Here is a 26,951-nt window from a genome sequence, read left to right as displayed (position 1 = left end):
AATCTAGTTGATTTTAAACGCTTCAATGTAATAGAATGAACTAATCTAAAAAGAAAAGGATGGGCATAAGCAATGCCGTTTAAAGAACCTCGTACCCTCAGTAAAAGATCCCTGCTATTCTTCTCTCTCATTATGCTTGTAAAAAGCTATTTTGCCTGGTATTTTCTATTTGAAGATGGCCCTACTTGGACCACTTGGCTTAAAGAAATCCCTTTTGTACTTCTAGTCTTTTGCTTGATTGAATGGTTCGCTACGAAACGAAAAATTGCAATTTACATGCTTGTCAATGTGTTGATTACTACTCTATTTTTCTCATTAATTGTATATCATAATCATTTTGGCATCATTGCTACTTCGCAAGTATTAGATCAGGTCAAACAAGTGGGAGCCGTAAAGAAAAGTATATTTTCGGTCCTTCGTCCTCAATATATGCTTATCTTTGTGGATATCATTGTCATCAGCTTGGTGATGTTTAGAAAACAGAAAGCACTGGATTGGAAAAAAGCCATGTCGCGCAAAAGTAACCGTAAAGCGGTGGCAGTCCTGTTCTGTATTTCCATCATCATTTGTGCAATGAATATTTTTCCAAACCGTGCCAGTATGAACGAAACGATTAAAGCGGAGCAAATGGGCATTCTTAATTATGAAGCCTACTCTCTGCTAGCTGATCAAGAGGAAGAACAAATTGACGTCTCTGAGATTACGCAATCCACTATTGATAAAACCAAAGGAATTCAAGCGATCTCTAACCCGGTTTTATTTGGAGCCGCCAAAGGAAAAAATCTAATCATTCTGCAAATGGAGTCTTTCCAGAACTTCTTAATCAATCTAAAGATTGATGGACAAGAAATCACACCAAATATGAACAAGCTTGCGGCCAGCAGCTTCTACTTCCCGCGTTTCTACCAGCAGGTTGGACAAGGCAACACTTCTGACGCAGAGTTTATTGTAAACACTTCTTTTTATGTACCACCTGATGGTCCAGCTACCCAAATGTACGCTCCTAAAGAGCTTCCAAGCTTACCCAAGCTGCTGCAAGCACAAGGTTACGATACGGCAACATTCCATACGAACGAAGTCGACTTTTGGAACCGTGGTGAGCTTTATAGTGCTTTGGGATTCAATCGTTATTATGATAAAACTTACTTCGGGGAAGAAGACACAGTATTTTATGGCGCTTCTGATGAAGTTTTGTATGAAAAAACCGCTGCAGAGCTGGCAAGAATGGATCAGGATGACCAGCCCTTCTACTCCCATGTAATTTCGATGTCATCTCATAACCCGTTCTCCATCCCAGAGGATAAATACAAAATGACACTTCCAGTGCGATTCGAAGGAACGCTTGTTGGCGATTATATTCGGGCTCAGAATTATGCTGATTATGCGCTAGGACTTTTTATTGATGAGCTCAAACAAAACGGAGTGTGGGATAACAGCTTGATCGTATTGTACGGGGATCATCGTGGGCTGCCTATCTTCTCTCTAAAAGAGGATGATCATCTCCTACTGGAAGAGATTCTCGGCCATGAATATTCGGAACGTGAATTGATTAATATTCCGTTGATCATGTCAGCGACAGGGATTACAACACCTAGTGTAAAAGAACAGCTGGGCGGGCAAGTGGATATTTTACCTACCGTATCTAATTTATTGGGTGTCTCTCTTACAGATCATATTCATTTCGGACAAGATCTCTTGAATCAATCAACATATAACTTACTTCCACAACGGTATTATTTGCCTACAGGATCTTTCGTAAATAACGAAGAGCTCTTCTTATCCGGCAGTGGCTTCGAGGATGGCCAGCATTATACTTTATCTGGTAACGGCGATCAACCTCTGCAATCCACAGAAGACGAATTCGAGCGTGCCTTACAACTGCTCCATTTGTCAGACAGCTATGTTACACAGCTACCGGATAGAGTTATTGAAGAATAAGCTGCAATGTACAGCAAAAAAGACTGTGCTCGCCAAATCGGCGAGCGCAGTCTCTTTCTATAATGGTTATTATTTTGACTCTTTAACAACTAGTTTAAGCGGTGCCGCAATCAGCTTTTCTACGGTTTTGCCTTCTAATACATCCTTAGCGGCTTGAATGGCTAGCTGGCCAATTAATTCAGGCTGCTGAGCAACGGTTCCTGTTAATTTACCAGCTTCGATGGATTTAAGTGCATCTTCATTTCCATCAAAACCAATCACAGGGATATTCTTGCCTGAACTTTGAATGGCTTCAATGGCACCTAGCGCCATTTCATCATTATGAGCGAAAACTGCTTGTACACCAGGATTTCCTTGTAGAAGGTTCTCCATAACGGTCAGGCCTTTCGTACGGTCGAAATCAGCCGTTTGCTTAGCAATGACATCTAGCTGGCTGTCCGCAATTTCATGGAATCCCTTACCGCGTTCCCGAGTCGCTGACGCTCCTGGGGATCCTTCTAGCTCGATGACCTTTGCACCTTTCCCAAGCTGCTCTACAATATATTCTGCCGCCATAGAGCCACCCTTTACATTGTCAGAGGCAACAAGAGCTTTGATATCCCCTTGATCTGCGGAACGGTCCAAAGTAACGACGGGAATATTTAAACTGTTAGCTGTTTGCACTACCGTCGAGATCGCTGATGAATCTACAGGATTGATCAATAACGCATTCACACCTTTTTGCATCAAATCTTCGACGTCATTACTTTGTTTAGCAGAATCATTTTGGGCATCAATGACAAGGACTTCCAAGCCTTGCTTCTTAGCCTCGGCCAAAACACCATCTTTAACGGATACAAAGAAGGGGTTATTTAAAGTAGATATGGATAATCCAATCTTCATATTCTCCATGCTTCCACCACTGCTAGGCTTAGCCCACTCTGGAGGCTCCAAGGAACAACCTGTCATGAGAATTAATAGTAAGGAAGTAAGAATCAAAGTTAACTTTTTCATGTTGGAATCCCCCTTATACGGCTTTCTTACGGTCTATGAGTACGGCAATGGCAATAACGATCCCTTTGACCACCATTTGGTAAAAAGAGGATACGCCGAGCAAGTTCAAACCATTGTTCAAAATCCCGATAATCAGTGCACCAATCAATGTGCCTACGATACGTCCACGACCACCAGTTAAGCTCGTACCGCCTAATACTACAGCTGCGATAGCATCCAGCTCATAGGATGTGCCTGCTGTGGGTTGTGCTGAGTTCAATCTGGAAGTCAGGATAGCTCCTGCCAATGCGGACAACATACCGGTCAATGAATAGATCATAATTTTAATGCGGTCTACTTTAATCCCTGAAATAATTGATGCTTTTTCATTACCACCAATGGCATAGGTTTTACGACCAAATGGAGTTTTGTGCAATACAACCCATAAGACTGCGAAGACGATGAGCATTGTTATAGCAGGTACAGGTATTCCCAGTAAATATCCACGACCAAACAATTGGAAGGTCATGCTGTCTCCAAGACCTGTGATTGGATTACCGTCTGTGTATACAAGAGTTAATCCCCGGAAAATCGTCATGGTCGCCAACGTAGCGATAAATGGTGCCATTTTACCTTTGGTAATCATCAGTCCGTTGACCATCCCCATCACACCACCCGCTAAACAACCTACAATAATAGCTAAGACAGGATCCCAACCTGACAACATCAGGTTAGCTGTGAAGGCACTGGATAGGGCTAGAATAGAACCCACCGATAAATCGATACCACCCGTTAGAATAACAAAGGTCATCCCAAAAGCGATAAGCGCATTTATGGCAACTTGTCTAAGCAAGTTCAGGATATTAAGGGGCTCCATAAAGCTTGGGTTCAACACCGTAACGATAACAATTAGAATAATCAGCCCTAGTAATGGACCTAGCTTCTGTGTAATTTGCCCGATTTGAAAACCTTTATTTTCTCTCTCACCTTTGATAGTTGTCATTACTATTGCCCCCCTGTAGCTAACGTCATGATTTTTTCTTGCGTAGCTTCTTGTTGTGATAGCTCTCCACTAATTTCCCCTTCATGAACCACTACGATCCGGTCGCTCATTCCTAAAACTTCAGGAAGCTCTGACGATACCATGATAATGGCGACTCCACGTTCCGTTAATTCGTTCATGAGCTGGTAGATCTCCCGTTTAGCTCCTACGTCCACTCCACGGGTAGGTTCATCGAGGATAAGCACACTTAAGCCAATCCCAATCCATTTGGCGATGACCACTTTTTGTTGATTCCCCCCGGATAAATTCCGGACCAAAGTGGAGGAAGACTGTGTCTTGATGTGCAGCCGTTTGATAAGTATGTCTACAAATTCTTGTTCTTTTTTATCAATGATTACACCCTTAGGAGCGAAGCTATATAAATTTGTAAGGACCATATTGTCTCGAATAGAGAAATCAAGCACTAACCCTTCATCTTTCCGATCCTCCGTAACGAATCCTATCCCCACCTTCATCGCATCATTGGGATTTCGAATCGTGACCTTTTCTCCCCGTACCATAATCTCACCACGGTCTAACGATTCCAATCCGAATAAGGTTCTCATCATTTCTGTTCGTCCAGATCCCATTAATCCTGAGAAGCCTAAGATCTCACCAGAACGAACGGAGAAATTAACATCTTTAAATTGCCCTTTTTTCGTGGCATTTTTGACTTCAAGAACAACCTCTCCGGGTTTGGAGGTACGCTCAGGAAACCGGTCAGTTAATTCACGCCCTACCATCTTCCGAACTACATCATCGAAGTTAGTCTCTGGAATAGGCTTCGTGTCTACTGTTTTCCCATCTCGCATGACCGTTATTCGGTCACATATCGTAAAGATCTCTTCCATCCGGTGCGAAATATACACGATGGAGACGCCTTCCTTTTTAAGGGAAGTTATGACTTCGAACAATTTTTGGATTTCCCGTTCGGTTAATGCCGCTGTCGGTTCGTCCATGACGATAACTTTTGCATGAGTCATAAGCGCTTTTGCAATCTCAATCATCTGTTTCTCACCTACCGAACATTCCCCCGCCTCTTGATTTAAGGGAATCGTTACGGAGAGCTTACGAAATTGTTCATTTGCTAACGCTTTCATCTCTTTCATATTTAAGATCCCTAGTTTGGAGGTTCGTTCCTTACCAATAAACAGATTATCTAGAACCGTCATATCCGGCCACACGTTCAGCTCCTGATGGATAAAAGCGATCCCATAACGTTCAGCCTCTTTGGGATTATTAAAGTATGTTTCCTGACCATCTATAGTAATGGTCCCTTGATCACGCTGATGCAGTCCAATCAGAATGTTCATCAGAGTAGACTTGCCTGCGCCATTTTCTCCCATTAGGGCATGAACTTCGCCATCCTTCAGTTCAAAATCCACACCCGTCAACACACGGTTAGCCCCAAAAGATTTATAAATATCTTTCATCGTAATGTGCATACGCTTTGAACCCCCTTTTTATCAAAAATAGACCCCGGCTTGTAAAATACAATTTGCATAAGGCTTAGCTTCCCCCGTACGAATGATGACCTTCGCATGCTGGGTTAACCATTTAAATTGTTCATGTGAAATCGCCTCTATAGGTATTTCCTTAAATTTGTCATTCAAGTATTCAGAGGTATCTTTATTTTTTTCAGCTAATTCCTCTGCTACGATAACTTTCTCAATGACCATATCCTCTGAAATGATTTCGACAAGCTCTTGGAAGCTGGGAACTCCCAATTTAAGTGCTAAATCAATCTTTGGAACACCAGGTGGAACGGGTAATCCAATATCAGCAATGACAATCGTATCGGTGTGGCCTAAATCAGTAAGCACTTTGGAAATATGACTGTTTAAGATTCCTTGTTTTTTCATAATTAAAGACTCACCTCCACCTCTACTCTTGTTGGCATGCCACCTTGGGCACCAAATTTTGTGACGGATAAAGAAGCCGCGCGATTGGCAAACTTTACACTAGTTCGAATAGACTTGCCTTCAGCTAGAGCAACAGCAAATGCCGCATTAAAAGTATCTCCTGCTCCAGTGGTATCTATAGCATTCACTTTATAGGTGGGAACTAAAACTTCCTGCTTACCATCGTAATAACGCACACCATTGCTGCCCTCGGTTATAAATAACTTATTGGGATATTTGCGTAAAGCTTCAGCAGTACTCATCTCAGGAAATAATATTGCACATTCATGTTCATTGGGTGTTAAATAGGTGGCATTGTTTATAATCGTTTCACTGATAGGACGAGCAGGTGCTGGGTTAAGCAACATAGGCACATTGAATTTGTGGCAAATCTCACTTACAAAAGACACCGTTTCTTCCGGAATTTCTTGTTGGATTAATACCATGTCAGAGCCTTTAATATTCTCAAGTGCCCGTTCAACCAATGCAGGAGTAACTAAATCATTGGCTCCTTTTACAACGATAATGCTGTTATCGCCTTCCGCTAAAATGATGTGGGCTGTGCCACTTTCGGCATGTGTAACCGGTTCCACATTGGCGGTAAAAACGCGATTCTTTTTCAGATTATCCATGATAGCGGTACCATAGAAATCATCACCTACACAACCAACCATCGTAACTTCTGCTCCAAGACGGGCAGCAGCGACTGCTTGGTTCGCGCCCTTACCGCCCGGAACGGTGGAGAATTGTTCTCCAAGCACAGTCTCACCCGCGTGAGGTCGCTTATTCGAAGTCACTACTAAATCCATTGAACAGCTGCCAATTACACAAATCTTAGCCATTTTCATCAACCTTTCTCATGTTGTCATTTATTCTTTACTTCTTGTAGTTTCCCGCTCCACAAAGCTAACGGGTAGTTGAATAATCTTCTCTTCCACCTTATCTTGCTCAATTAGCTTAATAAGTAAACCCGCCGCTTCTCTACCCATATCATGTGCCGGCTGGCGAATGGTGGATAAAGCAGGTGACAACAAGCTGCTAAGCGGGATATCATCAAATCCGATGATTTGCAGATCCTGCGGCACTCTTTTACCTAAACGATGTGCTTCATGAATGACTGCCGTCGCGACAATATCATTACTGGCAATTACGCCATCTGTATCTATATATTTAGCAAATAACTCCACAGCCCATTGTTCTGCTACTGTATGGGAGAAGGATGAAGTTTGGATCACATTATAGCTGATTCCCATTTCATTAAGTACTTCAATCGCCCCAAGAAATCGATCTTGTGCAGGTTTGATATGCGCCGGTCCTTGTATTACTGTGATTTTTTTGCTTCCCCGTGCGATAATCTCTTGTGCTGCAAGACGTCCGCCCTTTTTGCCATCTGCGTATACGGAAGGGCTATCGTTAGAAGTACGGTCCAGAAATACGACCGGAATTTTCAAGTTAGAATAAACGTCGCTCTCAGGGAAGTTGGTTGACGATATCATGCCAATGACATTATTTTGGATAAAGGTTTGAATATAATCCATCTCTTTGTCCTCGTTCTCATCACTATTGCCAAAGATGATCCGATAACCTTGCTCCTGCATCCGATCCTCTATCCCCCGCGCTAACTGCGGGAAGAACGGGTTAGTAATATCAGGCAAGAGCAGCCCGATTAATTTAGATTTCCGCTTGTACAATGATCTTGCAACCTCATTAGGGGTATAATTCATTTCTTTGATCGCTGCCTCAACCTTTTTGCGAGTATCGATATTCACATATCCAGATTCATTTATAACCCGTGAGACTGTTGCTACCGAAACTCCAGCTATTTTTGCGACATCTTTGATCGTCATCATTCTTTAATTCATCCCCCAATGTGTAACCGGTTACATGTATTACATAAATTAGATTATCACATAACCTTTTCATTTACAAATCTTTTTTTTGATCATAAAGCTAACAAAAGATACCAATTATATATCGATATCTTTTGTTATTTGAATTTATTTATCTGCAAAGCGATTTAATAATTTTATTGTATTGAAGTGCATACCTTCATGGTAAAGTGTGAAATTTATGAATTCACCGATTGAATTTAAGGTTAATCCACTTCCTGTTGTAAGAGGGGTTACTTGCTCACTTAAGCGATTGTGAAAAGCTTCCTGGATCCGTTTGGGTTGCTCCGTAAGCATCTCAAGTAAAACTTCAAGCGTTGGCGGTTCCTCATTCCACTCGGCTGGTTTAGTCCCTTTCGCAAATAAGCGTTCAAAGCTTGCCGGCAATTGTATAAGCTCCCTAGCAGAATGAAAGGCAAACTTCTCTTGCACCAAATAAATATGTCCCAAGTTCCAGCGGATATTGTTATTAAAACCTTCTGGAATACTATCTAAAATTCCCTCAGATAGTCCCTCGACAGCACGCACAGTAACACTACGCACAAACTTAATTTGTTTGAATATAATTTGATCCATTATAACCCCTCCTAACTTTTATCCATAGTTTACCATAAGCTTATCTTTAATTTCCTAATATTATTTTAAACTTAATTGTTTCATAACGAACGTAATAAACGACTGCATATAACTTTCTTGAAGTTCCTTCTTTCTGTAGCCCATCCATATCGAATGCTTGGAGACTACATTTTCTACTGCTACATTAGCTAATGTTCCCTGATCAAGATAAGGTTTCGCCAACAAAGCAGATACATAACTAATTCCATAACCGGCAATCACAGCTTGAATAACTTCATTCACTCCATTAAATTGAAGCCCAATCGTTGGCTGCTGTACACTTCTTTCTTCACACAACCGGACAAGCCGCTCTCTGGCTGCACTGCCCTCTTCTCTCATAATAAATGCTTCAGACATCACTTCTTCAAAGCTTACCTGCTGATTGGCATAAGGGTGCTGGGAAGAAACCACGAATACATACTCGTCCCTATATAACTCCCGATGTTCGAACACTCCTGTATTATGCGTAGGAAACTCCATATCACTGTAAATCGCTACGTCTGCTTCAAAATTATTTAATTTTTTCATAACACCATGAGAATTAGTAGTAGTGATCTGAATGTTAACTTCCGGAAAAGATTGTTTGAATAATGACGCCCACCGGGGAATGAGGATGCTTGTTGCCAAATAATTACCTGCAATCCGCAGATTCCCCTCAGGAAATTTGTGATAGTCTTCAATGATTTGCTGGACTTGATCACCCATGGCAAAAAACTTCTCAAGAGGTTCGATTAACCTTTTTCCTAAAGGGGTGAGCACCATCCTCTTTCCTTTAATTTCAAATAACAAAATATGATTCTCCCGTTCAAACTTACGGATTTGCGCTGATATAGCGGGTTGACTGATATGCAAACGTTCAGAGGCTTTGGTCACACTACCTGTGATCGCAACGTAATAAAACAATTTTAATACATGATAGTTCATCGTGATCTCTTCCTCACTTCATAAAATAATATCTGTATTCGCCGCTTATCCTCAGTCATTTTACTATAACTATACATTATGGATGTTAACTATTATATATTGTTTATTTATATTTATTTCTTTTATACTTACAACTATTCATAAGGGAGGTTTTGTTAATGACAAAGACAGTATTATACTTAACCCGCCACGGGCAAACAGAATGGAATTTACAAAAACGAATGCAAGGGCATCAAAATTCTGCGCTTACAGCCTTGGGCGAACAGCAGGCCGAATGGTTAAGGGATCGTTTGCAAGTAGAAAACTTAGGCGCAATTTATTCTAGTACTAGTCCAAGAGCATTGCATACTGCGCAGATTTTACGGGGAAAGCGGAGTTTACCTATTCAACAGCAAGTTTCTTTAATGGAAATAAACATGGGGAGCTGGGAAGGAATGAATACGGATCAGATACAACTAGAATCCCCTTTACAATATTCCCATTTTTTCACCAGACCCGATCTATATATTCCTCTAACCTCAGGTGAGACTTATAAGCAGCTTGAAGGAAGAGTAGTGCCGACAATGGAGCGCATCATAAACGATAACGTAGGGCTAGAGGTGCTCATCGTCACCCATCGGATGACTTTAAAAGTCATTATGGCTTATTTTCTTAATAAATCATTGCAGGAAATAGGGGAGTTACCGGATATTCTCTCTACTGCATTATGTAAAGTAACCCTAACTGATAACAATACAACCATCGATCTGTATGGAGATACTTCACATTATCAATGACTATGTATTAAAAAAATAAAAAGGTAACTCCGATTAACGGGGCTACCTTTTTAGCGTTCAACATTAAATATCCACACTTTTGATTATAAAACTGCGTACCTTCATCCATTTGCCTGAAATGAATTCATCAATCGTTTTCGTCTTTGGTCTAACGCAAAAACGGTGTTTTGCCCCTTTATCAAAGCCCACAGCTTCAAAAATTAGGCTGTCCCCTATTTGCTCCTTGAAGAACACCTGCTTTAATCCCAACCTATTTAACATTTCAAGCTTTACGCTCTCAATATATGTGCGCGAATACTCCTTAGACATATGTGTTCCTCCTAGTAGTGATAGTAATATTATAAGTCAATAGGAAGAAAATCAACAATAGTTCATATATTCATCATCCACAAAAAAACAACCAGGCAGCAATTCTCCGTTATTGGAGGTTCGCTGACTGGTGTTTTGGGTCTGTTGTGATTTGCTTGATAGGTTATGAGCTAAGCTTAATCATTCGTAGCTTTCGGATAACCACTCCGTTGTAGCGCACTATCTTGATATATCTGTAAGATAACTGCAATCTATACACTTATTCGATATCCACAAGGGCTAATTCTAACTTTAAGTGTATTCTATACAATTAAAAACTAGAGAAATAGCCTATAGAGTATTAAATCAGGAAAATAGATGTACAAAATACAGCTATTTGCATTGGCCGGGCGTTTTGAGCATTTTAGTTGTACAAAATACAGTTAAAACCATCTACTGTACACTTCAATGTTTCATACTCCATTACTTCATACTCCATTACTTCATACTCCAATAATTCACTGCTTCAATACTCCATTACTTGTTACTTCGAAGCCGTTGGCTCTCATATGGTAACTAGATGGGGTGTAGTCCATTATGAGTCAGCCCATTCATACTGATTCCTTTTTCCTGAACCTATCCGGATAATTCTATCTATATAGTTAGTCCTTCTACTTCTACCTAATCGAAATCATCACTAACTTATTTAACTTCAGTTGCCCCAGTCACTTTACCTTCAATCCCTGCAGTTGCTTTCACATCTTCGTTTGCGAAGTAAAGATTTCCATCAATAGTCGAAGTTTCATGCAGATTAAATCCGTTCGCATCTACATAAACATCACCTTTAATGGTTCCGCCTTGAACTCGTAAATTTTCACTTTGTACAGTTAACTTAGGTACAGTGAGTGTGTAATTGGCAGTAACTTTGTGATCAGCGTCTTGGGCATAAAGAGCAATCTTACGGTAGATGTCGCCGTCTGCGGCCCCTTTATCATGGAATTCGCCTTCAACAACAACATCTTGGGCAATGGTCACATCATTTAGAATGGCAATAATCCAGTTTCCATCTTTACTTACAGCCTTGGTAAACGCATCTGCTTGATTTACGATTGAAGCTGTAGTAACTGCATCCGTTTGCTCTGTAGCTGGAGCCGTAGTAGCCGCCAAATTAGTCGCATTATTATTATTCGCACCACAACCAGACAAGACTGCAACCGAGACGCCTGCTACTAACATCATTTTAAATAACTTCATTTTAAATCCCCCTTGTTTTTGATTATAAATTAATTATATATTAAAATTTTTAATAAATAGGTGAAAATTTTCACAATATTGTGTCGTTATCTGAAGCGGTTTCACAAAGGTGATTAATTCCATACAAAAAGGACACTCCCAATAACTGCGGAAGTATCCTCATAGTCTTTATTACTATAATTTTTTAGATTAAATACCCTCTTGAAAAAGATATGGAACCATCATACTCTACACTTACTTTTTTAATGTTAGGTTTATGCAAAACATCAGCATAAAAATAATACAGCGGAAGGATGACCATTTGGTCAATGAGCATTTTTTCAGCTTTTGCATAAAGCTTGTTTCGTTCGCTAGTGTCTAATGTAAGCCTAGCTTGTTTAATATAACTATCATAAAGTGCACTGCTCCAGCCCGAATCATTATCGCTGCTCCAAGATGTGAAATAATCTAAAAAAGTCGATGGATCGTTATAGTCGGCTGCCCAAGCCGCTTTTGCCATTGTATAATTCAGCTTAAGACGATTATCAAGCAGATCTTCCCAGGGTTGAACCTCAAAGCCTACTGTAATGCCCAGATTTTTGTTCCAGCTGTTAATAACGGCTTCTGCAATTTCTTCATGCCCTTCATTTATAATAATCGAAAAACTAGGAAGCTGAGTTAAGCCCTCTTCCTTCAAACCTTCCTGAAGTAATTTCTTAGCCTGTATTACATCCTCTTTGAAATACCGTGTATCAATAATCTCTGATCTAAAATTCAACTTGGAACCACGAATACTCCGAGGAATAAAACCGTAAGCAGGTGTACCATAGCCGATAGATTCTCGGTTAGCTGCCATGGCTAATGCTTTACGTATCTTCAGATTTTTGAAAGGTGCTTTGCTTAGATTATACTGATAATAATATGTAGAAGCATACGGCAAAGCATATAACTCCTGAGGGAATACAGAATTTAAAGAAGCCTTATCTATCAGCTCATCTTTTGCCCCTACCCAGTCAACTTCATTGTTTAAGTAGGCCATAGTTGGCGAAGGTGTTCCAGCTTTAGGCCGAAGTAGATGCACCTCTGAGAAACGAATTTCTTGCGCCGCATAATAGTTTGGATTTTTAATTAGATGAATCGAATTTTCATCCCACTGTTGCAGTTTAAAAGGGCCATTAGTAACCATAGTTTTAATATTGTACGCCCAATTCTTATCTGCTTTCGCGACTTGCGCATTAATTGGCATGTAAATACTTTCCGCGAGAAGCTGCGGGAAATGTGAAGTTTTTTCATTCAAAGTCACTTGGAGTGTATCGTTATTTAACGCTTTCACACCCACTTTCGAAGACTCCTTTAGCTTCCCTTTATGATAATTCTCTGCGTTAGCAATTATGAACATTTTGAATGCATAGCTATTCATAGACTGAGGTGCAAGCGCTTGTTTCCATGCATACTCAAAATCTGAAGCCTTAACCTGCTGCTGATTACTCCATTTTGCGCTCGGCCGCAAGGAGAACGTGTATGTTTTCCCATCCTTGGAGACTGTCCACGACTTGGCTATCCCGGGAACCGCCTCTCCCGCATCATTCAAACGCACCAATCCCTCAAATATCCCTTTAATGACCGTAGTCGTACTACTATCTGTGGAAGAGGCAGGATCTAGATCTACAGGAATATAATCAAAACCAATACGCAACACCTGTTTAGCCTGTACAGCAGATGCAGTGTTCCCTTCACTTACATTTAAACCTATTAGTAATACTAAAACAAAGAGAACATGGAGCAATTTTTTCATCGACACTCCCCCTATTTCTATTATTTTTATTAACTAGAATAACATGGAATCTATTGATTCCGATAGATTAATTTCACCGCAATTCTTCCATTTCTAGAACCTAGCAGGGTCATCTAACTGCACACTCACTTCCCATTGACGCTTTGGGATCAGAATGTTAATCTTTAGAAAATATCACAAGGATAAGGGAGCTATTTACTGGTGAAAAAGACAACCATGAAGGACATCGCACTTCGTGCCAATGTCTCCGTCGCAACAGTGAGCTATGTTCTGAATCGTGTCGGCAACCAAACCATTCCTGAGAAAACGCGCCAGCAGATTCTTCAGCTTGCCGAGGAACTACACTACATACCCAATCTGGCGGCACGTTCACTTGCGAATCAGAAAACAGGATTGGTAGGTGTGCTCGTTAACACCTCAGCCCATACCCCACACTGGAAGCTCCATGCCCAGTTCTCATTTATACATGCCTTGGAACAACGGTTAACAAATGCTGGTTACCATACGCTGCTATATTCACTTGATGTTGACCAGCCTTCTTTGGATATTATCGTAGAAAGAAAGCTGGAGGCTGTATTTCTGATCGATGTGCGCGAGGAAGCCTTTTATTCGATCTCCAAGCATTTTGTAGAAGGAATTCCTTTGATTCTGATCGACAGCATGATTGAAGATAAACTCTTTAAGCAGGTCCTTTTCAACTATCGAGCAGCTCTGCAAAAGGTAAAACCACAGGACCTTTCACAGGTATGTTTAATTATGGAGAGCTTCAATAACTCTTTCCTCACCCGTTTTATTCAGGACAGTATTCCATTACCTGAAGAAGCGATATTCACCGTTGTCAATTTGGAGAAATTAAATACATTCTTACAGGAGGGGGGCTATAAAGAGGCCATTGTCATTAATGAGTTTATTGGAAGTTACGTTGAAAAAAACGGGAGGTTCGAACAACTCTCTGTTCTTTGTACCTGCAATTGTCCGGAAATATTAGGCGATGACGTTCATAAATTCATTTTCACAGGGGATAAAGCGGCTACTGCATTTGAACTAATGGACAAATTATTGCATCATTCTGACTACTCCGCACAAGAAAATAATTGTTATTTTGTAGAATAATTTTTTTGGCTATTCACTTAAGCGTTTAAGTTGAAGGGAGCATAACTTATGTCTGGTCCTTTATTAGTGAAACAAGTTCCCCCTGCTGTTCAAGCTCATCCCTCTCTTTGGGGAAATCGGAGATTCCTGCTGCTACTCAGTTCGTACTCCATTTCCTTATTCGGTAACACTTTTCATAGTATTGCTTTAAGTTTATGGGTACTGCAAACGACCGGCAGCGCCAAAATGATTGCCATCATCACGATAATCAATTTAGTGCTCAGTTCTTTACTTGGATCGATAGGGGGAACTTTTGCGGATAGGGTCAATCGTCGAACCCTCATGCTGATCACCGATCTGATAAGTTGCGGACTCGTAGTGACACTTGCTTTAGCCATTTCCCTGCCCTCTACATCGTTCATTATAGTCGCTATACTGACGGGTCTTACGACCGTTTCAGCTTTATTCCAGTCCCCGGCATACCAAGCTTCTATCACTACTGTTGTTGGTAAAGAACATCTACAAAAAGCGGTAGGATTGTTGAACTTGTCTGAAAACATCTGCCGGACTATTGGTTATTCAGCCGGTGGTATTTTCGTAGCGAGTTTTGGAGCAGCCGACGCTATTTTATTTGATGGAGCTACATTTTTCCTCTCCTTTCTGCTCGTTTTAGCAGTTCGCTCCCTTCCTTTGCCAACTCAATTAAATAACGCACCCAAGAAAGAACGGAAATTCACACAGGATCTGGTTGATGGAATTCGCTATATTTGGAGGTATCCTTTCGCACGCGCCGTTATGATTATGCTTCCTACCTTAACCTTATTTTTTGTCCCCTCCCTGATGTTGACGCAGGTTATGGCCGTCAAAGCGTGGGATTCCACTCCCTTTCAGTTTGGACTTATTGAAGCCTGTATTCCACTTGGTTATATGATCGGGTCCGGACTGATCTTGCTGCTTGGCTCCAAATTGAAAAACAGAGGTTTCCTTATTATGACTGGACTGCTATGTCTCGGTCCCCTGTACCTCCTGTTATCATTCGTCACTTCCGCTGCGATTGCCATTCCTATCATTCTTGTGATTGGCTTCATGTTCTCATTCTCCACGTTGCTGATTAATACAATCCTTAGGCTGGAAGTTTCAGAAGACATCCAGGGTAGGGTGTTCGGTGTATTAGGTTCTATCATTAGTGTAGCCCCATCCATTGGTCTTACTGCTGTCTCGTTCTTGTCTGATCTCTTCAGCCCTGGTCCTGTCATGGGTTCAATCGGAGTCTTACTGCTGCTGTTTGCCTTATCAACTATCACTAAATTAAAGGTAATTCGAAACTACAAGTAATTTCAGAATGTACCCTGTGTTCTTTATCGCCTTCTTTTTCTAATAACGCGTCTAAGATAAAGCTCAAACAGTAATAGAACAACCAGAAAAATCAATAACAGGAGACCCGCTATTCCAGTTAGAAACGGAAATAGGAGTGGGAAGAAAATACTAGGATAGGCCTTAGTAACATCTGAATAATACCCCATACCCATAAGGGAGGTACCGGAGAACTCGATTAGCTTGACACCTAAATGATTGATGCTTCTTTGCGCATAGCTGAGAACCTCTTCGTCTACTTCTCCGTTTTGTGCAATCGTGATGATTTTCCATTTTCTTGTTTCCATGGGTTGACTATCATCGGTCAGTCTTTGGACTATACTTACTTGTTCCTCACCAGTCTTTCGGTCCTTTACTGTGAGAATATCTATCCACGAAAAATATCTGCTGCCTCTGTCCCGATTGGATAGCCATATTTCATCAGGGGTGGAGATTTTTTGATCATTTAATAAGAACTGAACTTTGACAATATCACCAGGCGGGGCCTTCTCCTCTTCATCCCATGGAGTCATATCTGCTTTCCTGCCTGTTTTCACGTATATAGTTGAACAATGGGTTAAAAGAAATCGCCAGCAAAAATAGCGAGACGCCAGATATAACTATAAACTTCTTCATAAGTCCTCCTTTTTAACTTACAGTCAGTTTAAACTTTTGGCGTGAACCCCCATCCGGTCCATCGGGAACATATTCCTGCAAAGGACTAAATCCTAATTTCCGATAAAACTCCCTGGCAGGTTGGCCTGCTAAATGATCCTCACCAAAGGTAGTGACGGTTATCTAAATCTCCCAACCATAATAAACATTGTGGAATAAAATCTGCATAGTTCTGTAATGCATTAATCGTACGGATTACCTCACAAGTACCCAGCTCCCGTTCTGCGTCATCCGAGCTCTCCAGTCCTAGCGAACGTCTGATATTGTAAGCTAACCATTCTAATTTTCCCAAAAAGCCATAGTTGAGCACAACCTGCCAATCCGCATAAATCTCTCCGCCATGCTCCAGATAGCTGTTAATCAAATTTGAGAATGCCTTTTTGCTTAAATCTCCCGATTCAGAACCTGACCAATATAAAGCTACATCTATCAGCTCTACTGTCGGATGAATAGGTCCTGCTGCTTCCCAATCGATTATTATCGGAACTTTCTGCTCATCCCACAAGACATTTTTGGGGTCTAAATCCCGATGGCTGATAACATAATGATTCGTCAATAGACTCGCTGAAGAATGAATCAATGCCTCCCAATTCTCTATCTTATGCAGGTGATCTGCCAGCAAGCTTGACCATTCTGCACGCTGCTGCTCTCCTTTGAGAGCAAGCTCTTTCCAATTGGCAACTGCAGCATTAGACGCTATAAGCGTTTCAAAGTGATGATCATCCGTTCCCTGTGAGAAATCGATGATGTGGAGCTGCACAAGAATTGCCCCAATCTTTTTACAACAATCTAAATCTATTTCACCTAAAGGTAATGCCTTCCCCTGAACCCATGGAAACAATAAATAAAATTGCCCCTCAACCTCGTGCATACTACTGCCATTAGATACGATTGCCGGAACAGCATGGATCCCCTTTTGATAAGCCAGATTCGCAACCATTTCAGAAAAAATATAATTGGACATAGCTGTATCTCGTTGCATAATTTGAGGATTTAAGGCCTTTACTGCGTATTGCGCTTTATCCGTTTGCAGGCGATACATTCTGTGCAAGAGTCCACCTGTTATCGGTTCAGGTTCATTCATCAACAGACCCAGATTATATTTGGCACAAAGTGTTGCGAATTTTAAATTATAGCTCATATTTTCCATGTTATGTATTCCTTTCCGTGTGAGTGAAGCCGTACTCATATAAAATGGTTCAAGTAAATTTAAAACATATTTTTATCTTTATGAAATATTATGTACTGTTCACTATGACATCCTGTGTAACCCTCGTGAACCAAAAATGAAAAGGAGGCTTCGTTAATGAGTAAGCGGTTACATCAATCAGGGTATCTTGTAATCATTTGGTTTTTAGTCTTTACCTTAGGGACGGCAGCTTTTGGCTCTCTTTCCTCTGTGTCGGCAGCAGCTGCCCGGCAAGCGGAAAAGCTAAATCGGGGACTAGTAGCAGTGAAGGTATCCAGCGGTGTATTTGTGAGCTGGCGGCTACTCGGAACAGAAGAACTGTCGGTTTCTTTTAATTTATACCGCAATGGCACAAAAGTAAACGTTACCCCAATCACGGACAGCACGAATTATCAGGATAACGCCGGCACAGCTTCGTCTAGCTATACAGTTCGAGCAATCGTTGGCGGTATTGAGCAATCTGATTCTCCAGCAGCAAATGTATGGGCCAACAATTATTTGGACGTTCCAATTCAGATTCCGGCTGGCGGCACTACACCAGATGGCGTAAGTTATACCTATAGTGCCAATGATGCCAGCGTAGGCGACTTAGACGGTGACGGGGAATATGAAATCGTGTTGAAGTGGGATCCTTCCAATTCCAAAGACAACTCGCAAAGTGGCTATACAGGCAACGTCTATCTGGATGCCTATAAGCTGAATGGAACTCGGCTATGGCGAATTGATCTGGGTAAAAATATTCGGGCTGGCGCACATTATACTCAATTTCTAGTCTATGATTTCAATGGTGATGGTAAAGCCGAAGTAGTCTGCAAAACAGCAGACGGTACGGTTGACGGAGTTGGCGTAACCATTGGAAACGCAAGTGCAGATTATCGCAATTCCAGTGGATATATCCTGACCGGACCTGAATATCTGAGTGTATTTTCCGGACAAACGGGGAAAGCCTTAAGCACAATTGATTATGTTCCTGCCAGAGGAACGGTATCCAGTTGGGGTGACAATTACGGCAATCGAGTAGACCGCTTTTTAGCAGGAGTAGCCTATCTGGATGGAGTACATCCAAGCATCATTATGGCACGTGGTTATTATACACGCACAGTCGTTGTAGCTTTTGACTGGAATGGCAGTGCTTTGACCCGTAAATGGACCTTTGATAGCAATAGCTCCACCAATGCTGGAACCGCCGGTCAAGGTAATCATAGCTTAAGTGTAGCCGATGTGGATAACGATGGTAAGGATGAGATCATTTATGGTGCCTTAAACATTGATAATAACGGTGCGACCTTATACAATACAGGGCTGGGTCATGGAGACGCGCTGCATGTAGGCGATTTAAATCCGAACCGCCCCGGTCTCGAAGTTTTTAAAGTCATGGAAAATACTAGTTCTCCCTATGGCGCTGCGGTATGGGATGCTGCAAACGGGACGGTCTTATGGGGTGTATACACGGGAAAAGATACCGGCCGGGGGATGGCTGCCGATATTGATCCCAATTATCCCGGGGAAGAGGTATGGGCTCACGGCGTTGGCCTATACTCCATTACAGGCACCAAAATAAGCAGCACAATGCCTTCTGTGAATTTTGGAATCTGGTGGGATGGCGACTTGTCCCGCGAACTGCTGGATGGTGTCAAGATTGACAAATGGAACCCTGCAAGCAACTCCGTTACCAATTTATTAACCGGAGCGAGCGTAGCATCCAACAATAGTACCAAAGCAACGCCAAGCCTACAGGCCGACCTGCTTGGAGACTGGCGCGAAGAGGCTATCTGGAGAAAGTCCGATAACTCGGCTCTACGAATCTATACAACTACGAACATCACCACTAATAAAATATATACCTTAATGCATGATCCAGTATATCGGTTGAGCATTGCCTGGCAGAATACAGCTTACAATCAACCTCCGCACACAGGATTTTTCCTAGGCAACGGTATGCCCACTGTGTCTAAACCCAATATCTACGTAGTGCCGTAAGCTTTCTAAAGAATTAGTAAGTGAATAAAAAAGCAATTGCAGTTATCCGGATGTGCCGGGGCAATTGCTTTTTTGTTCGGTTTATATCAGCAATGATCGAGGTGCGTTAATAGTTTTTTTAATTGTTTAATGCCTTCGCATTGAGTGGTTATTATTGCATATAAAATAGGTTTTAGTGCTGGGCAGATATTAAACTGTAAAACGTTGTTTGACATTCGTACAGCGCCCTCATGATGGGGTATCATCTCTCGTACAAAATTCGCATTCACTCCGTTGGTTACAGTTGCCGATCCCATTTCTGAGAACATCGTTTGCGTTATTTGCTCGAATTTCTTCATGTATTGAGATCGTTCAAAATCTGTATTCGTCAGCATTCTACATTTGCACTGGATAGCTTGCATATTGGAGATACTTTTGGTTTGTGCTGAAATGATATTTGTAGCAATACGCTGTATTTCAAGATTGGTCGTGTATTTAAGAATATTACGAGACATCTCAATAGCTGCGATATGATGCGGTATCATCTGTTGAATAAAGGTGTCTGATATACTACACGATAGCGGAACACATGTCATTCTTCTAATCATGGTATTTAGAATATTATAATAAGCATTCAGATAAGCTTGTGTCACATTGCTTAGTTTGCAGTTTCTATCCATAAGGTTCATAACTCCTTTCTGGATAGTGTATGAGAAACGTTATGGGTATGATCCTAGATTCCCAATCAGAATCCCAGCTTTAATAGCCAGGCCGCAAGCTTCTCCTCCCGCCTTTTCAATTCACCATCTACGCGATTATATTTTCCAAGCTGTTGCTCAGCTGCAATGCTGCCATCTAGCATATATAAGACACGCTCAGCTTGAGCAGCGACTTTAGCATCATGTGTGGCGATTATAAGCGTTGTTCCTGATTGATTAATATCTGCTAATATGTCCATGATTTCACTAGCTGCTTTTGAGTTAAGCGCCCCGGTTGGCTCATCGCCAAACAATATATCTGGCTGATTAATGAGTGCTCTGCAGATTGCTGCTCTTTGCAATTGTCCTCCTGACACCTGTGTAATATCACGTTCAGCCAGCGTAGCAATTCCTGTTTTGTTCATTAACTCGGCTGCTCTTTTATTGATAGTTCTACGGCTGCTGGTTCTCGCCCGATAAGCAGACAGGATGATATTGTCGCGGATATTCAAGTTTTTTAACAGATGCATTTGCTGAAAAATAAAGCCCATATGCTTTAAGCGCAGTCCGGCTAATTCGTTCTCTGAAACTCCGCTGATCTCCTGCCCTTTAAAAATAACACTTCCCGCTGTCAACTTATCCATCCCGCTGATCGTATACAGCAATGTTGATTTTCCTGAACCAGAAGGTCCCATGACAGCTATGAATTCCCCCTGTGACACCTGAAGCTGAACATCCTTTAATATCGACTGCGGAGTTCCTTGCCCTGTTGAATAACTTTTTTTTAACCCCTTCGTCTCTAATATGAACATTCTGCCACCTCCTATCATTCGACAATTAGTTTGGCTATACTGGATTTTCTCATTGAGATCGTGCTTGTTACGGTGGTGAGCGCTACAATCAGCATGAAAAGTAGCGGAAGAATAAGATAGGCTACCGCCGGATTGATTACAAACTGTATCTTAGAAGCACCCATAAAAGAGCCTAGCATTTGTGCAATTTTTTGCCCGAGAGTGTTAGCCGCAAAAGTACCAAGAATGACGCCCAGCCCTGATATTATCAGCATCCTTACCAGATACTGCCTACGAATATCTCCTAACGTAAAGCCAACACTTCTCAAAATAGCGGTTTGCGAAGAATCCTTGGCAAGCAGCATTTTCAGAAATAAAGAGGTAATCAATATCGAAATCGAAAATGCGATAACGATGGATAAGCCTGTAACCAGCTTCAATTGGCGAATTGTATTTCCTAATGTCTGAGCTAAATAGCTTTGCAGATGAGTGATTTTTGCTGGATAAAATAATTTGGTGTACTGATCCATTTTTGCCTGGACGGAAATTCCCGGGTTCACATCCAAAGCTACGACATACCAGAGAACCGTCTTCGGATCATATGACAATTGCGCTTTTGCGGTTCGGCCACCATTAGTTATATCCTGATAGATCCCGCTAACAGTCAATTTTTTTGCCACCCCAGCAACTTCTAAAAGAACGGTATCCCCCACCTTTTTATTCAGTTCCTTGGCGTTCAGGTCAGAAAGAGCGATCTCACTTGCACTGCTAGGAGTTCCTCCATTAACATACGAGAGCGGAAAAATAGTAAAGTCACCGGTTTCAACATTTAGCGATTCCCATACACCATCACTACCTAATACCTTAAATCTAGAAGTAATCAGTGGAGATAATTTAGAGATGTCCGGGTCATTTTCAAGCTTGGTTATCATCTCATTAAAACGCTTCTCTATTTGGTTCGATTGCTGCAAATCTATACGAATATCGCTCTGACCGACGCCCATATAAGAAACAAACCGGGGAGACTGAAGGGTATTCAATATATTCACTGGCACTAGAACGATAAACAAACTGATCACAAATACGAAGAACAATAATCCGTACATGGTGAAGCGCCCGTAAACATCTTTTACCCCGAGAAAAGCATTCACGTTAACAAATTTACGCTTACTAAGTGAAAATCTGCTTGTGTTAATCCTTGCTTCACCCCTCGTACCTGACCGTAAAGCTTCTACAACCGTGATGCGATTAAAGCGTCTAAGAATCATCCGGCAAAAGAATACAACAACTCCAAAGATCAAACCTACCGCCAGGACAGGAACAAAATATTGAAGGATACTGGCAGGAGCAACGCCCAAATACAAAGTAATATTGGCTGTAAACAAACGCACCACACCTAAAGATAGTAAATATCCACATACAGAGGCGACGGCTGCCATCACGATATATTTTGCTAAATAAATGCTGCGAATATCTTGCTGCGTGATCCCAATCGCTTTCATGACACCTATCTCTCTGTAATCCTCTTCCAAGGTAGCGATCATCGTAAATCTGAGACATAAAATAGCAATCAGCATCAGCAGAACACTTACCAAAATAATAACAACTGCGATAATCCCATCCGTCAGTGCATTCAGCGTTTTAAATAAAGGATAGTCAATAGAGGGGCCTTTATTGGGCAGATTTGAGGATTGATACTCATTGCGGAAATCATTGAGCTTGGATAGATCCGTAAGCTGAAATTCAATCAGGTATTCAGGTTCGCCGAGCTTTTGTTTAAGCGCTGTAAAGTCAGCAGCGTTTACGACAAAACGTTTGGAGCTGACCATGGCTGGATTCATTTGGACATCCCTTACAAAATCAGTAATCACAAACTTTTTATCGAACTGTTCACCTAAAACGCTAACTACGTCGCCGATTTTCAGATTCTTTTGCTTCATATAATAAATGGGGACAGCGATTTCTCCTGCCGATACCTCAATCACCTTGTTCTCTAAATTCAGCAGCAAATCAAACGAAGGATTCTGCTCTACAAAGCCGATATCCATCACGCTGTTTGCTTCCGAGCCTTGGTTACTGCCTAGATAAACGTTAGATCCATCCAAGTTAAGCATCTCTACGGTTTGTTGATCTTTCACCAGTGGATTAGTAGCTGTAAAGCTCTCGATTGCTGAGCTGTCGATTTGTCCTGCGTGCATCTGCACGAAATGAGGGGCTTTGGATTTAATCAATAGCTGATTCAAGGACCCCGACAACTCCATAATCACTTGCGACGCAGAAGCAACAAGCAAAGCCGATAACATGATAAACACAAATAATCCGAAGGTAATGATTTTATTGCGTTGAAGGTCTCTTTTTACAATTCGTAGCAGCATTGACGGGCCTTCTCCTCTCCTTAGTTGAATCCACCTACAGATAATCACTAGAATTAGTGTCACTGCGCGAAAATTTGGACTTCCGGAGACAAAGGCGGTCGCTATCGCTCCTACAGTTCCAAACTTTCTCTTCGTTTCTTTCCTTTATGGTTTTTAATTCGTTTAATTATTCATGTTCAAGGCAGCGAATGGATTTCATTCGGGGGATCACAAATGCCATAATAATGATGAGCAAACCAGAGATGATAAATAATAAACCGATTCCCCGTCCTTCCCCTGTGCCTATCACCTTACCTACTGATGAAGTAAGCAGACCTCCCTCTCGCAAAAGAGGATTAAACACTTGATCAGCCAATATGCCAGCAAAAGCATACGCAGCCACATAACCGAGTTGTGATAAAATGCCAATGATCCCCCATGCCCGCCCCTGTGTGTCATTTGGGATATGGTTGCGAATCATAACGTCAGCACTGGTATTAACAAAAGGCAACGTTGCAAAAAATAAAAAGCCAGCAGCTGTAATAAAAGCAACATTCGTGGTCAGACCCACCAATGAAAAAAACAAACCGGCGAATCCTAGGCCGAGCGCTAATACTTTAATATATTTACGATCGATGCTAAAAACTCCAATAATCAGACTGCCGAGCAACATCCCTATAGCACTTACAGACAATACCGTGCCTAGAGTTTTCGTATCCGTAAAGGGTAGAAGCATAGGCGTATATAAGGTTTGGAGAAAACCCACATAAAAAGTAACGACAGACAAAATGATCGTAAGCTGCAGTACACCTTTCGTGTAAATAAGAGCATCCCAGCCCTCCTTCAAATCTTTTACAAACGACTGATTCGTTGGGACTCTGTGTTCAGTCTGTAGATTCCTGCGAACAGCCATCACTGCAAGAACTGTAACTAGAAAGGTTGAGATATCTATAAGCAGGATAGTTGTTATATCCATAAAGCTAAGCAAAATCCCGGCAAGGATAGGGGAAAGAAGATATTTTGAGGACGCAGCAAGCTGAACTAAACCACTGGCCTTGGCAAATTGCTTCTCTGTTAATAAATCTGTAATGGTAGCCTTGTAGGCAGGTTCAAGCAAGGATACAAAAATCGAACTAAACGTCACACCCAGACAAATCTGCCATAAATGAGGTTCACCCAGCAGCATGATGATGAGAACATATACTAGTCCAAAAGCAGATAACAAATCCCCTGCTATCATCATCAATCGACGATCAAACCGATCCGCTAACACGCCGCCAAAAGGACTGAGCACAATGGAAGGGAGAAAAGCACATAAGGTTAAAAGTGCCACGCTAGAGGCAGTCTGCGTCATCTGGAACACATAAACCCCTAAGGTGAAAGCCGTCAACCCGCTGCCAATACTGGATATCCACTCCCCCATCCAAATGATCATAAAATTTCCGAAGGATTTGTTGTTCAGAATATTCCCTCTCCCCTACTCAAACATTTGAAACACATAGTCGAAGCTACCTTTCTCCGCCCCTAGCGTAATTTCCATCGTATAGATAAAAGCTCTTATCTTCTGGATGATTTCCTCAGGCTGCCACTTGAATATACCTTCATCAAAAAGAAATTGAGAGGTGATCAATAGAAATTCCATCGTCTCCCGGGGATACGGATTGTGAAACAGTCCCTCCTCTATGCCCTGCTCAATGACCTCCGTCAAAACAGGAGTTAGCCGCAAAATGGTTTCCACCAAGCTTTTCTGGTGCAGCTGTGCATTATCAGCCTGATGGAACTGCTCAATCATTTGGCTTTTTCTGTCCGTATCCGGCTTTTGCACCATAATGATTTGCAGCAGCTTTTCATGAACGGTCAGCTTAGGATCTGCAGCAATTTGCTTAGCGGTTGCTACACCAACATCAATAAATCGCAGCACTACAGCATCCATGACCTCTTCCTTCGATTTAAAATAATAGTAAAAGGTTCCCTTCGCAATACCTATAGCCTGCAAGACATCATTCACTGTCGTTTTGGTATACCCTTTCGTAAAAAACAGCATTTCTGCTGTATCCAATATTTCATTTCTACGTTCTTCCGCTTCTTTGGAAATTCTCATCTGAAACGTCCTCCATTCTATTGACCGACCGTCGGTCTATTCCAATTATATACAAATATCAGATCCTGTCAAGATTAATCCGGCATCACAAAAAGAGAGAATTACAAAAGCTATGTTATAGCAGCTGGAACTCCCTCTTTTTTTGTGATTCACTTTTGAGTTTTACTGTTGGTTTTAGTCTTACTATTTTCTGTTTAGTCTAATTGTTTACTGTTGGATTTTACTGTTAGGTTTTACTGTTGGGTCTTATTGTTTATTGTTGGATTTTACTGTTTGGTTTTACTGTTTGGTTTTACTGTTGGGTTTTACTGTTTGGTCTTCCGGCTGCGTTTTACTTTTAGCTTGCTCTTTGATCTGATCCGTTGAGCGAAACCTTTGCTCGTGTTGTAACACTAAACTTCGTTTGCTTATATCACATTTACACTTACGACATAATAGCCTATCGGACACAGCTGACCTTATATGCTGCATTATCCCCCATTTGGAATCCTAACGGACCGCATAGCCACTATTGACATGAAAAACACCACAAAAGACCCCTTCCTCAAGGAATAGCTGCACTGGAGTCCGAAAACCGGCTCAAAGGGCTATAAATTTGCAAATAGCGTCCTTTGGGTCCTTAAGCTACACGGGATAGGTATTCTATAGGTATTCAATAGGTATTAATTACCTAAGTACGGACTAAGTGGCTTCCGGCTGCAGATTTTGCCCCCAAACGGCTTCCCTGTATAGAATGCTGCTATTTCGCATGAGCTTCTGCAATCCCGTCTCAAAAAGATTATCTAATCCGCCGGATTGTACTAATGAAAATTTGCTGCCCAAGGAATAGGCTATATAATAATCCGCCCAACTGCTATAACGTTCTTGTAGCTGCCTTGCTGCTTCTATTTTGTATTCCCAGGCTTCTTCCTTCTTCAAATAATCCTCAACATAACCAATCCGGCTCAGATAAATTACCCAAGCTAACCCAAAAGCAGAAATGTCACCAGAAGGCAACTGATGTATTCCTTGTGCAACAACCTTCAGATTAACAAAATCCTCATGATCCTTATGTGCCTCAAGATATTTACTGCGTGAGGTTTCGGAAAGTGTGGCTAAACGAGCATGTAAAGATCTATATTCTGCACGGTTGCCATCTTCTAAAAGCCAGCGAATTTGGCGATGAAAGGAGTTAGCATCCTCGATATTCCATCTTTCACAAGCATTTTTGATTAATCCTCTTTTGAAGAAGACATTACTGAAATCAAACTCATAAACCACATAGTATCTCCCTAAGAGACCACGTATGCAGGTAGAGGAAAGACAGCGGAAATACATTTCCAATCGTTTTCTTTGCTTAACATTGTATTCCTTCAGCATGTAGAGC

At 41.5% G+C, this 26,951-nt stretch carries 24 protein-coding genes; 5 read left to right on the top strand and 19 right to left on the bottom strand.

Going from position 1 to position 26,951, the window contains the following annotated elements:
* The first annotated feature begins 72 nt into the window (after positions 1–72).
* Positions 73–1,938 (top strand): LTA synthase family protein, encoded by a 1,866-nt coding sequence (locus tag NST45_RS07815; RefSeq protein WP_036688934.1) that lies wholly within the window; start codon positions 73–75, stop codon positions 1,936–1,938.
* Between the two features lie 69 nt (positions 1,939–2,007).
* Here the strand turns inward: NST45_RS07815 and rbsB are convergent, their stop codons facing one another.
* From rbsB to NST45_RS07775, 8 genes are all read right to left on the bottom strand, one after another.
* Positions 2,008–2,931, bottom strand: coding sequence for a ribose ABC transporter substrate-binding protein RbsB (gene rbsB / locus NST45_RS07810; protein ID WP_036688935.1), 924 nt, complete (start codon positions 2,929–2,931; stop codon positions 2,008–2,010).
* Between the two features lie 13 nt (positions 2,932–2,944).
* The gene (gene rbsC / locus NST45_RS07805) at positions 2,945–3,913 is read right to left on the bottom strand and encodes a ribose ABC transporter permease (protein WP_036688938.1); all 969 of its coding nucleotides are present in this window, start codon (positions 3,911–3,913) and stop codon (positions 2,945–2,947) included.
* Between the two features lie 2 nt (positions 3,914–3,915).
* A complete protein-coding gene (locus NST45_RS07800) occupies positions 3,916–5,397 on the bottom strand; it encodes a sugar ABC transporter ATP-binding protein (RefSeq protein ID WP_339825331.1) in 1,482 nt (493 codons plus the stop codon).
* 21 nt (positions 5,398–5,418) lie between these two features.
* On the bottom strand, positions 5,419–5,814 hold the full coding sequence (gene rbsD, locus NST45_RS07795; RefSeq protein ID WP_038572233.1) for a D-ribose pyranase: 396 nt from the start codon (positions 5,812–5,814) through the stop codon (positions 5,419–5,421).
* A gap of 2 nt (positions 5,815–5,816) precedes the next feature.
* Positions 5,817–6,695: a ribokinase gene (gene rbsK, locus NST45_RS07790; RefSeq protein ID WP_036689135.1), complete on the bottom strand. Its 879-nt coding sequence runs from the start codon at positions 6,693–6,695 to the stop codon at positions 5,817–5,819.
* Positions 6,696–6,722: 27 nt separating this feature from the next.
* The gene (locus NST45_RS07785; protein WP_036688945.1) at positions 6,723–7,703 is read right to left on the bottom strand and encodes a LacI family DNA-binding transcriptional regulator; all 981 of its coding nucleotides are present in this window, start codon (positions 7,701–7,703) and stop codon (positions 6,723–6,725) included.
* A gap of 147 nt (positions 7,704–7,850) precedes the next feature.
* Complete coding sequence (locus tag NST45_RS07780) at positions 7,851–8,318, bottom strand: DinB family protein (protein WP_339825328.1); 468 nt, start codon at positions 8,316–8,318, stop codon at positions 7,851–7,853.
* A gap of 60 nt (positions 8,319–8,378) precedes the next feature.
* Positions 8,379–9,281: a LysR family transcriptional regulator gene (locus NST45_RS07775; protein ID WP_339825325.1), complete on the bottom strand. Its 903-nt coding sequence runs from the start codon at positions 9,279–9,281 to the stop codon at positions 8,379–8,381.
* 158 nt (positions 9,282–9,439) lie between these two features.
* Between NST45_RS07775 and NST45_RS07770 the strand changes: the two genes are divergently transcribed.
* Positions 9,440–10,057 carry a histidine phosphatase family protein gene (locus NST45_RS07770; protein WP_038572239.1) on the top strand — a complete coding sequence of 206 codons (618 nt, stop codon included), beginning with the start codon at positions 9,440–9,442 and terminating at the stop codon, positions 10,055–10,057.
* A 63-nt stretch (positions 10,058–10,120) separates the two neighbouring features.
* On the opposite strand, the gene NST45_RS07765 is transcribed toward NST45_RS07770, so the two are convergent.
* From NST45_RS07765 to NST45_RS07755, 3 genes are all read right to left on the bottom strand, one after another.
* Positions 10,121–10,366 carry a hypothetical protein gene (locus NST45_RS07765; protein WP_036688955.1) on the bottom strand — a complete coding sequence of 82 codons (246 nt, stop codon included), beginning with the start codon at positions 10,364–10,366 and terminating at the stop codon, positions 10,121–10,123.
* A gap of 681 nt (positions 10,367–11,047) precedes the next feature.
* Positions 11,048–11,599, bottom strand: coding sequence for a polymer-forming cytoskeletal protein (locus NST45_RS07760; RefSeq protein WP_076141070.1), 552 nt, complete (start codon positions 11,597–11,599; stop codon positions 11,048–11,050).
* A 184-nt stretch (positions 11,600–11,783) separates the two neighbouring features.
* Positions 11,784–13,373 carry a peptide ABC transporter substrate-binding protein gene (locus tag NST45_RS07755; protein ID WP_339825320.1) on the bottom strand — a complete coding sequence of 530 codons (1,590 nt, stop codon included), beginning with the start codon at positions 13,371–13,373 and terminating at the stop codon, positions 11,784–11,786.
* A 201-nt stretch (positions 13,374–13,574) separates the two neighbouring features.
* Here NST45_RS07755 and NST45_RS07750 point away from each other — a divergent pair, with 201 nt between their 5' ends.
* Both NST45_RS07750 and NST45_RS07745 read left to right on the top strand, forming a co-directional pair.
* Positions 13,575–14,486, top strand: coding sequence for a LacI family DNA-binding transcriptional regulator (locus NST45_RS07750; RefSeq protein ID WP_339825317.1), 912 nt, complete (start codon positions 13,575–13,577; stop codon positions 14,484–14,486).
* A 48-nt stretch (positions 14,487–14,534) separates the two neighbouring features.
* The gene (locus NST45_RS07745) at positions 14,535–15,800 is read left to right on the top strand and encodes an MFS transporter (protein ID WP_339825314.1); all 1,266 of its coding nucleotides are present in this window, start codon (positions 14,535–14,537) and stop codon (positions 15,798–15,800) included.
* 23 nt (positions 15,801–15,823) lie between these two features.
* On the opposite strand, the gene NST45_RS07740 is transcribed toward NST45_RS07745, so the two are convergent.
* Positions 15,824–16,351 carry a hypothetical protein gene (locus tag NST45_RS07740; RefSeq protein ID WP_036688960.1) on the bottom strand — a complete coding sequence of 176 codons (528 nt, stop codon included), beginning with the start codon at positions 16,349–16,351 and terminating at the stop codon, positions 15,824–15,826.
* Between the two features lie 242 nt (positions 16,352–16,593).
* Complete coding sequence (locus tag NST45_RS07735) at positions 16,594–17,643, bottom strand: phosphotransferase (RefSeq protein WP_339825311.1); 1,050 nt, start codon at positions 17,641–17,643, stop codon at positions 16,594–16,596.
* Positions 17,644–17,799: 156 nt separating this feature from the next.
* Between NST45_RS07735 and NST45_RS07730 the strand changes: the two genes are divergently transcribed.
* A complete protein-coding gene (locus tag NST45_RS07730) occupies positions 17,800–19,662 on the top strand; it encodes a rhamnogalacturonan lyase (RefSeq protein WP_339825308.1) in 1,863 nt (620 codons plus the stop codon).
* 86 nt (positions 19,663–19,748) lie between these two features.
* Here the strand turns inward: NST45_RS07730 and NST45_RS07725 are convergent, their stop codons facing one another.
* From NST45_RS07725 to NST45_RS07700, 6 genes are all read right to left on the bottom strand, one after another.
* Positions 19,749–20,321: a DUF305 domain-containing protein gene (locus NST45_RS07725; protein ID WP_076105264.1), complete on the bottom strand. Its 573-nt coding sequence runs from the start codon at positions 20,319–20,321 to the stop codon at positions 19,749–19,751.
* Between the two features lie 65 nt (positions 20,322–20,386).
* On the bottom strand, positions 20,387–21,151 hold the full coding sequence (locus tag NST45_RS07720; protein WP_076105263.1) for an ABC transporter ATP-binding protein: 765 nt from the start codon (positions 21,149–21,151) through the stop codon (positions 20,387–20,389).
* A gap of 14 nt (positions 21,152–21,165) precedes the next feature.
* Entirely contained in the window at positions 21,166–23,505 is a 2,340-nt protein-coding gene (locus NST45_RS07715; protein ID WP_076105262.1) for an FtsX-like permease family protein, read from the bottom strand.
* Positions 23,506–23,671: 166 nt separating this feature from the next.
* A complete protein-coding gene (locus NST45_RS07710) occupies positions 23,672–24,919 on the bottom strand; it encodes an MFS transporter (RefSeq protein ID WP_179086372.1) in 1,248 nt (415 codons plus the stop codon).
* Positions 24,920–24,961: 42 nt separating this feature from the next.
* Positions 24,962–25,585: a TetR/AcrR family transcriptional regulator gene (locus tag NST45_RS07705; RefSeq protein ID WP_339825305.1), complete on the bottom strand. Its 624-nt coding sequence runs from the start codon at positions 25,583–25,585 to the stop codon at positions 24,962–24,964.
* A gap of 681 nt (positions 25,586–26,266) precedes the next feature.
* Positions 26,267–26,944: a DUF1266 domain-containing protein gene (locus NST45_RS07700; RefSeq protein WP_051491590.1), complete on the bottom strand. Its 678-nt coding sequence runs from the start codon at positions 26,942–26,944 to the stop codon at positions 26,267–26,269.
* Positions 26,945–26,951 lie beyond the last annotated feature (7 nt).

This window comes from Paenibacillus sp. FSL R7-0163 (assembly GCF_037969975.1).
In the GTDB taxonomy this organism is placed as follows: Bacteria; Bacillota; Bacilli; order Paenibacillales; family Paenibacillaceae; genus Paenibacillus_AQ; species Paenibacillus_AQ odorifer.
This window is presented reverse-complemented; position numbering and strand designations above follow the sequence as displayed.

Coding starts and splice junctions, on each gene's coding strand:
- NST45_RS07815 (WP_036688934.1), top strand. CDS start 73: ATGCCGTTTAAAGAACCTCGTACCCTCAGTAAAAGATCCCTGCTATTC.
- rbsB (WP_036688935.1), bottom strand. CDS start 2,931: ATGAAAAAGTTAACTTTGATTCTTACTTCCTTACTATTAATTCTCATG.
- rbsC (WP_036688938.1), bottom strand. CDS start 3,913: ATGACAACTATCAAAGGTGAGAGAGAAAATAAAGGTTTTCAAATCGGG.
- NST45_RS07800 (WP_339825331.1), bottom strand. CDS start 5,397: ATGCACATTACGATGAAAGATATTTATAAATCTTTTGGGGCTAACCGT.
- rbsD (WP_038572233.1), bottom strand. CDS start 5,814: ATGAAAAAACAAGGAATCTTAAACAGTCATATTTCCAAAGTGCTTACT.
- rbsK (WP_036689135.1), bottom strand. CDS start 6,695: ATGGCTAAGATTTGTGTAATTGGCAGCTGTTCAATGGATTTAGTAGTG.
- NST45_RS07785 (WP_036688945.1), bottom strand. CDS start 7,703: ATGATGACGATCAAAGATGTCGCAAAAATAGCTGGAGTTTCGGTAGCA.
- NST45_RS07780 (WP_339825328.1), bottom strand. CDS start 8,318: ATGGATCAAATTATATTCAAACAAATTAAGTTTGTGCGTAGTGTTACT.
- NST45_RS07775 (WP_339825325.1), bottom strand. CDS start 9,281: ATGAACTATCATGTATTAAAATTGTTTTATTACGTTGCGATCACAGGT.
- NST45_RS07770 (WP_038572239.1), top strand. CDS start 9,440: ATGACAAAGACAGTATTATACTTAACCCGCCACGGGCAAACAGAATGG.
- NST45_RS07765 (WP_036688955.1), bottom strand. CDS start 10,366: ATGTCTAAGGAGTATTCGCGCACATATATTGAGAGCGTAAAGCTTGAA.
- NST45_RS07760 (WP_076141070.1), bottom strand. CDS start 11,599: ATGAAGTTATTTAAAATGATGTTAGTAGCAGGCGTCTCGGTTGCAGTC.
- NST45_RS07755 (WP_339825320.1), bottom strand. CDS start 13,373: ATGAAAAAATTGCTCCATGTTCTCTTTGTTTTAGTATTACTAATAGGT.
- NST45_RS07745 (WP_339825314.1), top strand. CDS start 14,535: ATGTCTGGTCCTTTATTAGTGAAACAAGTTCCCCCTGCTGTTCAAGCT.
- NST45_RS07740 (WP_036688960.1), bottom strand. CDS start 16,351: ATGACTCCATGGGATGAAGAGGAGAAGGCCCCGCCTGGTGATATTGTC.
- NST45_RS07735 (WP_339825311.1), bottom strand. CDS start 17,643: ATGGAAAATATGAGCTATAATTTAAAATTCGCAACACTTTGTGCCAAA.
- NST45_RS07730 (WP_339825308.1), top strand. CDS start 17,800: ATGAGTAAGCGGTTACATCAATCAGGGTATCTTGTAATCATTTGGTTT.
- NST45_RS07725 (WP_076105264.1), bottom strand. CDS start 20,321: ATGGATAGAAACTGCAAACTAAGCAATGTGACACAAGCTTATCTGAAT.
- NST45_RS07720 (WP_076105263.1), bottom strand. CDS start 21,151: ATGTTCATATTAGAGACGAAGGGGTTAAAAAAAAGTTATTCAACAGGG.
- NST45_RS07715 (WP_076105262.1), bottom strand. CDS start 23,505: ATGCTGCTACGAATTGTAAAAAGAGACCTTCAACGCAATAAAATCATT.
- NST45_RS07710 (WP_179086372.1), bottom strand. CDS start 24,919: ATGATCATTTGGATGGGGGAGTGGATATCCAGTATTGGCAGCGGGTTG.
- NST45_RS07705 (WP_339825305.1), bottom strand. CDS start 25,585: ATGAGAATTTCCAAAGAAGCGGAAGAACGTAGAAATGAAATATTGGAT.
- NST45_RS07700 (WP_051491590.1), bottom strand. CDS start 26,944: ATGCTGAAGGAATACAATGTTAAGCAAAGAAAACGATTGGAAATGTAT.